The 14221-nt window shown below is 69.4% G+C and carries 10 protein-coding genes; 3 read left to right on the top strand and 7 right to left on the bottom strand.

Annotated elements, in window-relative coordinates:
* Nucleotides 1-70 precede the first annotated feature (70 nt).
* Nucleotides 71-1477, top strand: a complete 1407-nt coding sequence (locus EV562_RS16265) for a condensation domain-containing protein (RefSeq protein ID WP_133887540.1) — start codon at nucleotides 71-73, stop codon at nucleotides 1475-1477.
* A gap of 13 nt (nucleotides 1478-1490) precedes the next feature.
* Here EV562_RS16265 and ccsB read toward each other — a convergent pair whose 3' ends face one another.
* From ccsB to hemL, 7 genes are all read right to left on the bottom strand, one after another.
* Nucleotides 1491-2606, bottom strand: a complete 1116-nt coding sequence (gene ccsB / locus EV562_RS16260; protein ID WP_133887539.1) for a c-type cytochrome biogenesis protein CcsB — start codon at nucleotides 2604-2606, stop codon at nucleotides 1491-1493.
* Nucleotides 2603-4357, bottom strand: a complete 1755-nt coding sequence (locus tag EV562_RS16255; protein WP_133887538.1) for a cytochrome c biogenesis protein ResB — start codon at nucleotides 4355-4357, stop codon at nucleotides 2603-2605. The genes ccsB and EV562_RS16255 overlap by 4 nt, the downstream gene beginning before the upstream one ends.
* A 3-nt stretch (nucleotides 4358-4360) precedes the next feature.
* Nucleotides 4361-5134 carry a cytochrome c biogenesis protein CcdA gene (locus EV562_RS16250; RefSeq protein WP_133887537.1) on the bottom strand — a complete coding sequence of 258 codons (774 nt, stop codon included), beginning with the start codon at nucleotides 5132-5134 and terminating at the stop codon, nucleotides 4361-4363.
* A gap of 1 nt (nucleotide 5135) precedes the next feature.
* On the bottom strand, nucleotides 5136-5819 hold the full coding sequence (locus EV562_RS16245) for a TlpA disulfide reductase family protein (RefSeq protein WP_133887536.1): 684 nt from the start codon (nucleotides 5817-5819) through the stop codon (nucleotides 5136-5138).
* Nucleotides 5820-5885: 66 nt separating this feature from the next.
* A complete protein-coding gene (locus EV562_RS16240; protein ID WP_133887535.1) occupies nucleotides 5886-7187 on the bottom strand; it encodes a hypothetical protein in 1302 nt (433 codons plus the stop codon).
* A 137-nt stretch (nucleotides 7188-7324) separates the two neighbouring features.
* Complete coding sequence (locus EV562_RS16235; protein ID WP_133887534.1) at nucleotides 7325-8023, bottom strand: histidine phosphatase family protein; 699 nt, start codon at nucleotides 8021-8023, stop codon at nucleotides 7325-7327.
* Complete coding sequence (gene hemL / locus EV562_RS16230) at nucleotides 8020-9336, bottom strand: glutamate-1-semialdehyde 2,1-aminomutase (protein WP_133887533.1); 1317 nt, start codon at nucleotides 9334-9336, stop codon at nucleotides 8020-8022. The genes EV562_RS16235 and hemL overlap by 4 nt, the downstream gene beginning before the upstream one ends.
* A gap of 329 nt (nucleotides 9337-9665) precedes the next feature.
* On the opposite strand from hemL, the gene EV562_RS16220 reads away from it, so the two are divergent.
* Both EV562_RS16220 and EV562_RS16215 read left to right on the top strand, forming a co-directional pair.
* Nucleotides 9666-10292, top strand: coding sequence for a hypothetical protein (locus EV562_RS16220; RefSeq protein ID WP_208298363.1), 627 nt, complete (start codon nucleotides 9666-9668; stop codon nucleotides 10290-10292).
* A gap of 448 nt (nucleotides 10293-10740) precedes the next feature.
* Nucleotides 10741-14208: a type ISP restriction/modification enzyme gene (locus tag EV562_RS16215; protein WP_166661828.1), complete on the top strand. Its 3468-nt coding sequence runs from the start codon at nucleotides 10741-10743 to the stop codon at nucleotides 14206-14208.
* The last annotated feature ends 13 nt before the right edge of the window (nucleotides 14209-14221 follow it).

Below are 14221 nucleotides of genomic sequence, written 5' to 3'. Positions count from 1 at the left end.
ACCAGGTACGGGGCCGCCGCGACGGCATTGTCTTGGTCGGGTCTGTACACCTGCGAACGGAGACCCCCTCGTGCGAATGACCGACATCCAGCGCTGCGAGATCCGGCCCGGGCGCCTCGTCGAGTGGACGCTCAGCCCCAGGACGCTCGACATCGCGGCCGCGCTGCCCGAGGACACGCGGCCGCCCGCGTACATCCAGGAGTCGCACATCCGCACGGCCCGGTCGGTGCGCGAGGACGGCCTGTTCGTGCCGACCTGGCTCGGCGCGGCCTTCGACATCCCGGGCCCGGTCGACCTCGGCGTGCTCCAGGAGGCGCTGCGGGCCTGGACCCTGCGGCACGAGACGCTGCGCAGCGGCTTCCGGTGGAGCGGTGAGCGCGGCGAGGTGATGCGGCGGTTCACGCTCGACGCGGACGCCGTGACCCTGCACCGCGAGGACGTCGGCGACTTCCCGGACGCCGAACGGCTGGCCCGCCACCTCCAGGACCGCTTCGACCGCGTCGCGGACGCGCTGCGCTGGCCCAACCTCATCTACACGGCGGTCGTCCGCGACGACGGCGTCAGCGTCTACATGGCCTTCGACCACAGCAACGTCGACGCCTACTCCCTCTACCGCATCCCCGCCGAGGTCGGCGAGCTGTACGCGGCCGGCGTCGCGGGGCGGACCGTGCCGCCGCCGCGGGTCGGCTCCTACGTCGACTTCTGCGAGGCCGAGCGGGCGGACGCGGACCGGATCGACGGCGGCCACGACATCGTCGCCCGCTGGCGGGAGTTCATCCGGCGGTGCGACGGACGGCTGCCGTCCTTCCCCGTCGACCTCGGTGTCCGGCCCGGCGGCGCGCTGCCCGAACAGCGGCTGCTGCGCGAGCCGTTGGTGGACGCCGCCGACGCCGCCGCGTTCGAGGCGTACTGCCGTCCGTACGGCGGCAGCCTCGTCGGTGTGCTGGCCGCGACCGCGCTGATCGTCCACGAGATCGGCGGCGAGCCCGTCTACCGCACCGTGGTGCCCTTCCACACCCGGTCGCGGTCCCAGTGGGCGGAGTCCGTCGGCTGGTACGTGGGCGGCGCGCCGATCGAGGTCCCGGCGGACCGGGCCCGCGACTTCCCCGGTGCGCTGCGCACCGTCCGCGCCGAACTCCAGGCCAACCGGCGGCTGTCCCGGATGCCGATCGACCGCGTGCTGCGCCTGCTCGGCACCGACTTCCGGCCGACCTCGCCCGACCTGTACTCGATCGTGTCGTACGTCGACGCCCGCGGCGTCCCCGGCGCCGACAGCTGGCCGGACCTGACGGCGTACGCGCTGCTGCGGGTCTCCTACGGCGACCAGGTGTGCGCCTGGGTCACCCGGCTCCCGGAGGGCCTGTGGTTCGCCAGCCGCTACCCCGACACCGACGTCGCCCACAAGAACCTGCGGCTGTACGTCGAACGGCTGCGGGACGTCGTCACGGGCGTCGCCCGCGGTGACGTCCCGCAGTAGGGGGCGGGCCGGTTCAGAAGCCGACCGACTGGAGGGCGCCCAGGCCCACGTCCGCGTAGGAGTGCTTGCCGGAGACGAAGATGTTGACGCCGTAGTAGTTGAACAGCCAGCAGGCGAAGGCGATGAGGGCCAGGTAGGCGGCCTTGCGTCCCTTCCAGCCCGCGGTGGCGCGGGCGTGCAGGTAGCCGGCGTAGGCGACCCAGGTGATGAAGGACCAGGTCTCCTTGGGGTCCCAGCCCCAGTACCGGCCCCAGGCGTCGCCCGCCCAGATCGCGCCCGCGATGATCGTGAACGTCCACAGCGGGAAGACGGCGGCGTTGACGCGGTAGGCGAACTTGTCGAGGGAGGCGGCGGAGGGCAGCCGGTCCAGGACGGAGCTGGCGAAGCGCCCGGGGCTGCCGCCGGAGGCGAGCTTGCTCTCGAAGTTGTCCTTGAAGAGGTACAGGAGCGTGCCGACCGCGCCGACGTAGAAGACCGCGCCGCAGAAGATGGCGGTCGAGACGTGGATGTACAGCCAGTACGAGTGGAGGGCGGGCACCAGCTGGTCGCTGGCCGTGTAGAGGACCGTGACGGCGAGGCCGAGGTCGAGCAGGACGGTGGTGGCCAGCGGCAGGCCGAGCCAGCGGATGTTCTTCCGCAGGGCGAGCAGCACGAGGTACACGGCGACGGCGACCGTCGTGAGGGTGAGGTTGAACTCGTACATGTTGCCCCACGGCGCCCGCCGCACCGACAGGGCGCGGGCGACCACGCCGCCCGCCTCGATGGCGAAGGCGAGGACGGTGAGGGAGACGGCGATCCGTCCGTAGAGGTCGCCCTTCTCCGTGCCGCCGTGCGCGCCGGGCCCGTCGGGCACGTCGCGTGAGCCGGCGGCGGAGCGCACCACGACCTGCGGCCGTTCCAGTACGGCGGTGCCGCCGGCCTTCTTCACGGTGACGGCCGGACCGGACGCGGCCTTGGTGGCGGCGTCGGCCGTGAGCGCGGCGGCGGTACGGCCGACCTTGCTGCGGCTGCCGAAGAGCCACTCGGCGATGTACGCGAAGAAGGCCAGGGTGTAGACGGCCATCGCGGAGTAGATCAGCGTGTTGCTGACGTTCGCGAGATGCTCGTTGGTCGCGGCGGCGAGATTCACTTCTTCTCAGCCCCTTCGGCAGTGACGGCGTGGGTGTCGGAGGATTCGGAGGTGGCGGGGTTCTCGGGGTTCTCGGGCGCGGCGGGCGCCCGGTCGTACAGGACCCCGGCGAGGTCGCCGAGCTCCGCGGGGACCTTCGCGGACTCGCTGCGGCCGAGGCCGGCCATCTCCACGACGGTGACGCCGTCGGCGCCCCGCACGGCCCGCAACCAGACGCGGCGGCGCTGGATGAACAGGGACCCGGCCAGGCCGAAGATGGCGACGACGGCGCCGCCGAGCGCCCAGCCGCTGCCGGGCTGCTGCGTGACCTGGAAGCCGGCCCACTCCTGGACGCCGTTGAAGGTGACGGAGCCGGCGCCGTTCGGGAGGTTCATGGTGTCGCCGACCTTGAGCTGCTGCTTGAACAGCTTGCCGTCGGAGCCCTTGAACTCGTCCAGGTTGCTCTTGTCGAGCTGGTAGATGCTCTGCGGGATGCCCGAGTCCACGCCGAGGTCGCCGTGGTAGGCGGAGAGCGCGAGCATCGGGTTGACCAGGGCGGGGAAGGTGGACTGCATGCCGCTGCCCTTGCCGCCGTAGGTCGGCAGGAAGAACGCGTTGAAGCCGAGCTGTTCCTTCTCCCCCTCGGCGTTGCGGTAGCCGTCCATGACCTTGACGGCGCCGGAGGAGGTGACGTTGCCGTCCAGCGGCAGCAGGGCCACCGCCTGCTTGTCCATCACCACGTCGCCCTTGGCGTCCTTGACGGTGAGGATGGGGGCGTAGCCGTGGCTGACGAGGTACACCTTGGAGCCGTCGACGTTCAGCGGCTCGTTGACCTTGATGGTCTTCGACTGCTCGGCGCCGTCGGCACCCTCGCTGTAGGTGACCTTGGCCTCGTAGATCCGCGGGGTGCCGCGGTTGGGGCCGGTGGCCTCGTAGGTGCCGTGGAAGTCCTTCAGGTTGAAGCTGAAGGGGGACAGGTCGTCGTCCGGGTCGAAGAGGTTCCCGGACTTGAAGTCGTCGTACTGGGTGAGGGTGTTGGCGAAGCCGTCGCCCTCCAGGATCAGCTTGTTGCCCTCGTACTTGAAGAGCTGGCCCCAGGCGAAGGCGATCAGCAGCACGATCAGCGCGATATGGAAGGCGAGGTTGCCGACCTCCCGCAGGTAGCCCTTCTCGGCCGCGACGGCGTCACCGGCGGCGTCGGCGCGGAAGCGGCGCTTCTTCAGCAGCTTCAGCGCGGCCTCGCGGACCTCCTCGGGCTCGGCTGCGGTGCGCCAGGTGGTGTACGCGGGCAGCCGGTCCAGGCGCCGGGGGGCGCGGGGCGGACGGCCGCGGAGCTGGCCGACGAACTGCCAGGTGCGCGGGACGATGCAGCCGATGAGGGAGACGAACAGCAGGATGTAGATCGCGGAGAACCACACCGAGCTGTAGACGTGGAAGAGCCCGAGCTTGTCGTAGACCGGGGCGAGGAGGTCGTGGTCGGTACGGAACTCCTCGACCTTCATGGCGTCGACGCCGTCCTGCGGGATCAGCGACCCGGGGATCGCGCCCAGGGACAGCAGCAGGAGCAGGAGCAGCGCGACGCGCATCGAGGTGAGCTGGCGCCAGAACCAGCGGGCCCAGCCGGTCACGCCGAGCGAGGGGAGGTTCGGGGCCTCCTCCGCGGGGGCGGTGGAGAGCTGGGAGCCCGCGGCGCCGAGGTCCTGGTCGCCGCCGTCGGCCTTCGGCCGCTCGCCGGGGTCGGTACCGGGGGTGGTTTTCGAAGTGGTGCTCATCGGTCAGATCCCCACAGTGAAGCCGTTGGACCAGGTCTGCATGTCCTGCACGATGCCGTCCCACGCGCCGGTCAGCAGCAGCAGGCCGGTGGCGATCATCATGACGCCGCCGACCCGCATCACCCAGACATAGTGCCGCTTGACCCAGCCGAAGGCGCCGAGCGCCTTGCGGAAGGCGACGGCGGCGAGGACGAAGGGGACGCCGAGACCGAGGCAGTAGGCGACGGTCAGTATCGCGCCGCGGCCCGCGGTGCCCTGGTCGGCGGAGAGCGCCAGCACGGAGGCGAGGGTCGGGCCGATGCACGGCGTCCAACCGATGCCGAACAGGGCGCCGAGTATCGGGGCGCCGACCAGGCCGTTCACCGGCTTGCGGTGGAAGCGGAACTCGCGCTGGGTCAGCCAGGGCATCAGGCCCATGAAGAAGACGCCCATGAGGATCATGAACGCGCCCAGGATGTCGGTCAGCACGCTCCGGTTCTCCTGGAGCGTCTGGCCGAAGTAGCCGAAGAGCGCGCCGCTGGAGACGAAGACGGCGGTGAAGCCGAGGACGAAGAGGGAAGCGCCGGCCACCATGCGTCCGCGCCGGGCCTCACCGAGGTCGGTGCCGGTGACCCCGGTCACGTAGGAGAGGTAGCCGGGGACCAGGGGCAGGACGCAGGGGGAGAAGAAGGAGACGAGGCCGCCGAGCAGGGCGATGGGGAGGGCCACCAGGAGCGCGCCGTTGAGCACGGTGCCGTTGTAGCCCGCCGTCTCGGCGAGGGTGATCGCTGCGGACACGTCACTTCTCCGACGCGGCGGAGTCGGCGGATCCGTCGGCGAGGTACGGGGCGAGCATCTTGCGCAGCTTCTCCTCGCTGAGCGCCTGGAGCGTGCGCGCGGCGACCTTGCCGTCCTTGTCGATGACGAGCGTGGAGGGCACGGCCTGGGGGTTGAGGGTGCCCTTCTCGAAGCGGAGCATCAGCTTGCCGGTCGGGTCGTACAGGCTCGGGTAGGTGACGCCGTAGTCCTTCTCGAAGGCGCGGGCCGGGCCGGTGGAGGTGTCGCGGGTGTTGATGCCGACGAACTGCACGCCCTGGTCCTTGACGTCCTGGTAGACCTTCTCGAAGTTCTTGGCCTCGGCGCGGCAGGGCGGGCACCACGAGCCCCAGACGTTGAGGACGACGACCTTGCCCCGGTAGTCGGCGACGTCGACCCGGCCCCCGTCGACGGTCTTGCCGGACAGCTCGGGGGCGTCGGCGCGCTCGCCCTGCTTCGCGGTGGCGATGCCGTCGGAGCCGGTGACGAAGCCCGTCTGGCCGCCGCCGCCCGAGGTGCCGCCGGAGCTGCACGCGGACACGAGCAGTGCCGCGGCGGCTGCGCCGACGGCGAGGGCGGCCCGGCTACGGACACGGGGCCGGCCGCGGTCGGACACGCGGTCGGCGGTGCGGTTCGAGCGCAGGGGGGCGCGGCTGGCGGCACTCATGTGAAAAGTTTCGCATGTCCGTTCCGAGGATCTTGCGCACCCCCCTCCCGGGCGGAAACCCGCATTTCAGGCGGCGTTCCCGGTGGGTGTCCCGGATGCGGAGGCGCCGTCCCCGAGGAAGGCGTTCCAGCCGCCGGCGGGCCGCTGCCCCACCTCGACGGTCCGCAGCTTGGCCAGCACCTCCGGTTTCTGCACGTCCAGCCAGTCGGTGAACTGCCGGAAGGAGACCAGCCGGATGTCCGCGCCCTTCTCCTTCTCCCGCGCGATGTGCTTCAGGGCGTTCTCGACGGCGTCCATGTAGATGCCGCCGTTCCACTCCTCGAAGTGGTTGCCGATGAAGAAGGGTGCCCGGTTCGTCTCGTAAGCCCGCTCGAAGCCGGATATGTACGCCTTCGTGGCCTGTTCACGCCAGCGCGGGTAGTGGTACGCGGGTGCGTTGGTCGAGTTCACCGACTGGTTGGCGAGGATGTTGTAGTCCATCGAGAGGACCTCGAAGGAATGGCCGGGGAAAGGTATCTGCTGCAGCGGCAGGTCCCAGATCCCGTCCTTCTTCACCGGCCACACCTGGCGGCCGCCGGGCGAGGAGGCGTCGTAGCGCCAGCCCAGCTCACGGGCGGTGGGCAGCAGGTTGTCCTGGCCGAGCAGGCAGGGCGTGCGGCCGCCGACGAGTTCCTTGTCGTAGTCGAAGGGCAGGGCGGGCAGGTCGGTCCAGCCGCTGTTGGTCTTCCACTCCTTGACGAAGGACTTGGCCTGGTCGATCTCGCTGCGCCACTGCGCGGACGTCCAGTTGCCGACGCTGCCGCCGCCCCCGCAGAAGTGGCCGTTGAAGTGCGTGCCGATCTCGTGCCCGTCGAGCCAGGCGCGGCGGACGTTGGTGAGCGTCGCCTTGATGTGCTCGTCGGTGAGGTAGCCGATGTCGGAGGCGCCGCGCGGGTTGTTCGGCGGGTCGTACAGGCGCTTCTTCGACTCGGGCAGCAGGTACAGGCCGGAGAGGAAGAAGGTCATGTGGGCGCCGTGCTCCCGGGCGAGGTCCAGGAAGCGCGGGAAGAGCCCGTTGCCGACCTCTCCCGCCCCGTCCCACGAGAAGACGACGAACTGCGGCGGCGTCTGGCCGGGCTCCAGCGGCACGGGGGCGTCCGGCTGGTGCGGCTGCTTGCCGGTGTACGACGTGGAGCCGTCGCCGATGGGCTTCGCCGGGGCCTTGCTGCTGCCGGAGGGCGAGGGTGTCCCGCCGTCCCCGGCCTGGTGCGAGCCGCCCGACGCGGAGTGGGAACCGGTGCCGCAGCCGGCGAGCCCGGCGGCCGCGGCGGCCCCCGCGCCGAGCCCGAGTATCCCCCTGCGGGTGAGAGTGCGGTTGGTAGTGCGCATCGCAACCTCGTTCGTCGCGTCCTTGGTGGTCACTCGGTGAGAGGACGCGACGAACGAGCGGGTTCCGGAAATATGTGCGGATCGGGTAACAGCGGGTCCACAGGAACGACCCGCTCACCACGACGCGCTTGCGGCCCTCAGGCGCCGTACGCCTTGCCCTGTCCCTTCACCGGCTTGGCCCCCGCGCGGAGGTGGGCCGGGACCAGGTCGCGGGCGGGCTCGGTGTACCCGACGGAGACGATCCGGTCGCCCCGGTACGTGAACGTCGTCAGGGACGCCAGCGTGCACTGGCGCTTGCGCGGGTCGTGCCACAGCCGCCGGCGCTCGACGTAGGACCGCAGGATCCAGATCGGCAGCTGGTGGCTGACGATCACGGCCTCGTGCCCGCGCGCCCGGTCGCGGGCGGCGTCCAGCGCGCCCTTCATCCGCACCACCTGGTCGACGTACGGCTCGCCCCAGGACGGCTTGAAGGGGTTGACCACGTGCTTCCAGTTGGCGGGCCGGCGCAGCGCGCCGTCGCCGATGCCGAAGGTCTTGCCCTGGAAGACGTTCTCCGCCTCGATGAGGCGCCCGTCGGTGTCGAGGGCGAGCCCGTGCGTCTTGGCGATCGGCGTCGCGGTCTCCTGCGCCCGCTCCAGCGGGGAGGCGACGACGTACGTCACGTCGCGGGGCGCGAGGTGCTCGGCGACCCGCTCGGCCATCCGCCGGCCCAGCTCGGACAGGTGGTAGCCGGGGAGCCGCCCGTACAGGACACCGGTGGGGTTCTCGACCTCGCCGTGCCGCATCACGTGGACGACGGTCAGCTCGTCGTCGCGCTCGTGGGTGCCGTTGCTCATGCCGTCGCCTCCGCGGCAGCTCGGGCCGCCGCCGGGAGGGCGTCGGCGATGCGCTGGACGGCCCGCTCGTCGTGGGCCGTGGACACGAACCAGGACTCGAAGGAGGACGGCGGCAGGTAGACGCCGTTCGAGAGGAGCGAGTGGAAGAACGCGGTGTAGCGGAAGGACTCCTGCGCCTTGGCGTCCTCGTAGTCGCGGACCGGCCGGTCGGTGAAGAACACCGAGAACATGTTGGAGGCGGTCTGCAGCGTGTGCGCGACGCCCTCCTTGGCGAGGGCCTCGGTGACGAGCCCCTGGATCCGCGCGGACACGGCGTTGACGGTGTCGTACGCGGCGTCGTCGAGGAGCCGCAGCTGGGCGAGGCCGGCGGCGGTGGCGACCGGGTTCCCGGAGAGGGTGCCGGCCTGGTAGACGGGCCCGGCCGGGGCGAGGTGCGCCATGACGTCGGCGCGCCCGCCGAACGCGGCGGCGGGGAACCCGCCTCCCATCACCTTGCCGAAGGTCATGAGGTCGGGCACGACGCCCTCCACCCCGAACCACCCGGCGCGGCTGGTCCGGAACCCGGTCATGACCTCGTCGGAGACGAACAGCGCGCCGTTCGCGGCGCAGGCGTCCTTGAGCCCCTGGTTGAACCCGGGCAGCGGCGGCACGACGCCCATGTTGCCGGGCGAGGCCTCCGTGATCACGCAGGCGATCTCACCGGGGTGGGCGGCGAAGGCGGCGTGCACGGCCTCCAGGTCGTTGTACGGCAGCACGATCGTGTCGCTCGCCTGGGCGCCGGTGACGCCGGGGGTGTCGGGCAGCGCGAAGGTGGCGACGCCGGAGCCCGCGGCGGCGAGCAGCGAGTCGACGTGACCGTGGTAACACCCGGCGAACTTGACGACCTTGGTGCGCCGCGTGAAGCCGCGGGCCAGCCGGATCGCGGACATGGTGGCCTCGGTCCCGCTCGACACGAGCCGGACCTCCTCCAGCGGCGCGACCCGCTCGACCATCGCCTCGGCGAGCGCGACCTCGCCCTCGGCGGGCGTGCCGAACGACGTCCCGCGCGCCACCGCCTCCTGCACGGCGGCGATCACCTCGGGGTGCGCGTGCCCGAGGATCATCGGCCCCCAGGAGCAGACCAGGTCGACGTACTCCCGCCCGTCGGCGTCGGTCAGGTAGGGCCCGGTGCCGGACACCATGAACCGGGGTGTCCCGCCGACGGCGCGGAAGGCGCGCACCGGCGAGTTCACCCCGCCGGGCGTGACGGCCGCCGCGCGGTCGAACAGAGCCTGCGAGGCCGGTGCTTCGTATGGATATGCCAGTTCGCTCATGACCTGCGACTTCTCCGACCTTCTCGACCTTCTCCGACGTATCGGACCCTGCCCGGGTCCTGCTCGGCCCGCACTCGGCCTCCGGTTGCCCAGGGTGACCTCGACAAGGGTAGACAACCGCCCCGAACGCCGTGCCGTCTGCCAGACTGGAGCCCATCCACGCAGCTCACCGAGGAGGCGCGGACGGGGCTGCCGACCGTCCGGCGGGCATATGGCGGACATATGTTTCACCGCACGTTTCGGCGGGCGGCCGTGGGGGAGGTCACTGACACGATGATCGGGTTGCGCGGCGGGGGCCACGCGTCCTAGAAAAGCAGTCGGGTGGAGATATGCATCGCGGTGGCGGACTGGGCGAGGGGACCGACGACCTGGGTCCTCGACGTGCCCGGCGGGGAAGGCACCGGCGCGAGGCGGAGGAAGCGTCCGAAGCACGTCAGGCACACGGCACCCCGGGTGAGTCCGAGCGGCTCGACCGGCGGGCCGACCGGCTGGGGGCGGGGAGCAGGAATGGTGGTCGGGTGGGGGTGACCTACAAGTACTTCGGCGCGCCCGACGGCGCGACGGCGGCCCGCGTCCCGATCTCGATGCGCCCCGAGGAACTGGGCGGCGACGAGCTCGGGATGAACGGCATGTTCACCAAGATCAAGCCGGAGACGATGGCCGCCATGGTCCTCACCGGCATCGAGGGCGTCCCCCTGCACAAGGTCCCCCCGCTGGAGCTGGTCGTCCTGCACCCCGACTACGCGGTCGTGAAGCTCCCGATGACCGTCGTCGACCCCCTGCGCGGCATCGGCGAGGAAGCGGTCGGCGCGGCGGCCTTCATCTGGTCCACGGTCCCGGACCGGGGCGGCCCACGCGACGCGTTCAACGTGTACCAGCTGCTGCACGAGTGGCAGGACTTCAGCCACCGGCTGCATGAGGCGGGGCATCAGCCTTACTGCCTGGTGTGGCCCTGAGCTGGTTGGTCGTGACGGACGGGCGGGGCTTTCGGGTCCCGCCTTTTTGCTTGTCGGGGGGCGTCAGGCGGCCACCGGCCCTCCGGAAAGGGTCGGCCTGAAGGTCATTCCTACATTCGTTGCAGCCTGGCTGCCCCGGCGGTCACCTACAGTCACCGACCCGTCCACGAGGGGCCTCCGGCGCACGATTCCGGCGGTCCCAGACGCATCCTTCTCCGTCAGCATCAACGGCCTGGTCAGCGCACAGCGCCAGGAGCGATGGCGCCCCATGAGCGACACCAGTAGCCGCGCCTGTGAACACAGCCCGCAGCGCCAGCGCTTCGACCTAGTCACCTCCGACCGCGAGACCACTCAACGCGACATCTTGGGAGGCACTCTCGACGGGGGGTCACATTGTGTTTACTGTAAGTTGAGGAAAGGTGGGGGTTGTGCTGGCCTTGGGGGGCGGATGCAGCGCAAGGACCGGTTTCGGAGGCTCGTCAGCGAATTCGGCGCGACGTGTAAGCAGGCGTTGCTGCACGGGCAGAAGGAAGCCGCGATCCGCCGAGCGGTAGAAACCCTTCTCGTCGACGCAGCAGGGGTGTTAGGGCTGCAAGCGGTCCTACACGCTGAGGTGGCCATCGCCGCGCATCGGATACGGCCTGACCTTGCGGTGCGGATCGGAAAGTTGCCGCGCAACATCGTCGGCTATGTCGAGCTGAAGAGCCCCGACAAGAGCGTGATCCATCCCGGCAGCCTGAAGCAGCGTGACCGTCGTCAATGGGAGGGCATGGCGAAACTGCCCAATCTGATCTACACGAACGGTCAGACATGGATCATGTACCGCTCCGGTCGGCAGCACGGCGACACCATCCACTTCGAGGGCGATCTGCGCAGCGCCGGCTCCCGCCTAAGGTTGCCGACCGCCAGTGAGACCGCCTTCGAGGCCATGCTCGTCGCGTTCTTCGGCTGGCAGCCCAAGCCGCTCACGTCAATGCGGGAGGTGGTCGCCCATGTCGCCCCGCTGTGCGCGCTTCTGCGTGATGCTGTTCATGACCGCCTCGATGCAGAAGCGGGACTCCCACGCCACCAGCGTCCATTCACCGATCTGGCTTCCACGCTTGAGGTCGACCTCTTCCCGACCACCGATGACCGGGACAAACGGGCGACCTTCGCTGACCGCTACGCACAGTCCGTCACCTTCGCTCTCCTGCTGGCCGGTTCCGACAACTCTGGCAGCAACGAAGAGGCATTGGTCGGTATGAGCCTGCACGAGGTAGGCCGACGCCTCGGGGCTGAGCATTCCGTCATGGGCCGCGCCTTGCAGATCCTCACCGACCAGGTCGAGGGAGAATTCCGCGACAGCCTGGACATGCTCGTCCGCGTCATTGACGCCATCGACTGGAGAAGTTCCCTCGCCGGTGAACCCGGATTCCACATCCATCTCTACGAGCACTTCTTGCAGGAGTACGACGCCAATTTACGCAAGGACTCCGGCACCTACTACACCCCGGCCCCGCTGGTGACGGAGATGATCCGCCTCGTTGACGAGGTGCTCACCAATACATTGGATTGTCCGGATGGCTTCGCCGACCCCGGCGTATCCATCATCGACCCGTCGATGGGAACCGGCACCTTCCTCACCGGCATCATCGACCTCGTCGCCCGCAAACAGTCCGAGGACGGCAACGAAGGTTTCCGCGCCGAATCCGTGCAAGAACTCGCCAGCCGGTTGATCGGGTTCGAAAAGCAGATGGGTGCCTTTGCCGTCGCTCAGATGCGCGTGGGGCAGATGCTGCGGCACCTCAACGCCCGGGTCCGGTTACGTGATATGCGCCTGCACCTGGCCGACACTCTCGCCGATCCATGGCGTCCCAGCGAACTCTTCGATCGATACGGCGCCTTGTGGGGGCCCTTACGTGACGACGCCGAGGCGGCCAGCACCATCCAGCGCAACGAGCGCATCACCGTCGTCATAGGCAACCCTCCCCACCGCGAGCAGGCAGAAGGCCAGGGCGGATGGATCGAGAAGGGTTCGCCGGGCCGCGGTTCCCCGCCCCTGGACGACTTCCGGCTGCGCGGTGCAGCAGGCGTGTACGAACACAAACTGAAGAGCCTATGCACCTACTTCTGGCGATGGGCCACTCACAAAGTCTTCGACCAACATGGCGATCACCGCCACGGGGTCGTCTGCTTCGTCAGCACCGGCGGATTCATCCGCGGCGCCGGATTCCAGGGCATGCGCTCCTACCTGCGGCGTACCTGCACCGAGGGCTGGGTCATCGACCTCACACCCGAGACCAAGAGACCGCCGCTCAACAGCCGCTTCTTCCCCGGAGTCCAGCAGGAGTTAGCCGTCGCCATCTTCGTCCGTCGACAAGGCGCGCGACAAGACGCACTGGCCCCCGTCCACTACACGGCCGTTCATGGCACACGCCAGAGCAAAGAGCAGCAGCTGCACAACCTGCACATCAACGGCCCCGGCTGGCGCAGCTCCCGGCCTGTTGCACCCGTCCCTTTCACACCCGCCTCCCAGAGCGGGTGGGACACCTTCCCCGCCCTCACCGAGCTAATACCCTGGCGCAAGCCCGGCATCAAACCCAACCGAAACTGGGTCATCAGCCCATCCAAAGCCATCCTGCACCGACGCTGGAACCGCCTTGTCCAAGAGCGCGATCCCGCCCGGAAACAGGAACTGTTCAAAGAGACCCGCGACCGCACCCTGGACAAGGAAGCCCTCCAGGTCCCGGGACACCCCCACCCGTCGACCCTCCTGCGCGCCGAGCAAGGCCCCTGTCCCACTCCGATACGTATCGCCCGTAGAGCCCTGGACCGCCAATGGCTCATACCCGACGGCCGCGTCATCGACTTCTCCCGCCCCGAGCTGTGGCATGCCGACATCGATGGCCAAATTTTCGTAGTCGAACAGCACACTCAGCGCCTACAGACTGGTCCGGCACTGCTATTCACAGCCCTCGTTCCTGACAACGACTACTTCAAGGGAAATGGTGGCCGCGTCCTGCCGCTCATGCATGCCGACCGTACCCCCAACATCACCCCCGGGCTATTACCCCACCTCGCCAACTCCTACGGTCTCCCGCAAGTCGACCCCGAGGACTTGCTCGCCTACATCGCCGCCGTCACTGCTCACCCCGCCTTCACCGAGCTCTACGCTGACGACCTCAACTCCCTAGGCGTACGTATCCCTCTGACCGCCGATCGTGACCTCTGGCACGAGGCCATCAGGCTCGGACGCCACGTCTTATGGGCCTCAACGTTCGGCGCACGCTGCATCAACGCCGAAGACGGCCGCCCGGCAGGCAAATCGAACTGGTGGCGGCGCCTGCACCCCGAGATCATGTACGCCCAAGAAGTCACGCCCGAAACGCTCCCATCGGCCATCAGCTACGACGTCGAACGCCAGCACCTTGTCATCGAGGGCGGCATCTTCACCGGTGTCACTCCACGCATGCGCAACTACGCCACGGGCGGGCGCAACGTACTCGACAGCTGGCTCGCTTACCGAAGCGAACGCACCACCGGCAAGGTAAGCAGTGATCTCGACCGGGAGCGCCCCGAGCGCTGGGAGCCCGATTGGAGCCGGGAACTCGTCGAAATCCTTGCCGTACTCCAGCATCTGACTGCCTTGGAACCTGCACAGGAAGAACTCCTCAACCGCATCGTCGCCGCCCCCTTGATCGACGTCGCAGAACTCACGCGCCGACGCATCCTCCCAGTACCCGAGCGCGCCCAGCAGGCTCACACCGGCCCCGACCACGCGGTTCTTCCTGGCATGGAGACAGTCGATGTCCAACCGCCAGGCCCCGTCGATCCCCTGTCTCTCCCGAACGACCCCGCGGACACCACGCAGCCCAAGCCGCACTCACCCGTGAACCCCGGGCCACGCGCTCGACGGCGTCGCGGCCAGCCTGATTGATTGCGCCAGTAGC

The organism is Streptomyces sp. BK208 (genome assembly GCF_004364245.1).
Taxonomy (GTDB): domain Bacteria; phylum Actinomycetota; class Actinomycetes; order Streptomycetales; family Streptomycetaceae; genus Streptomyces.
Note: the sequence above shows the minus strand (reverse complement) of the source record. Positions and strands in the feature narration are given on the sequence as shown.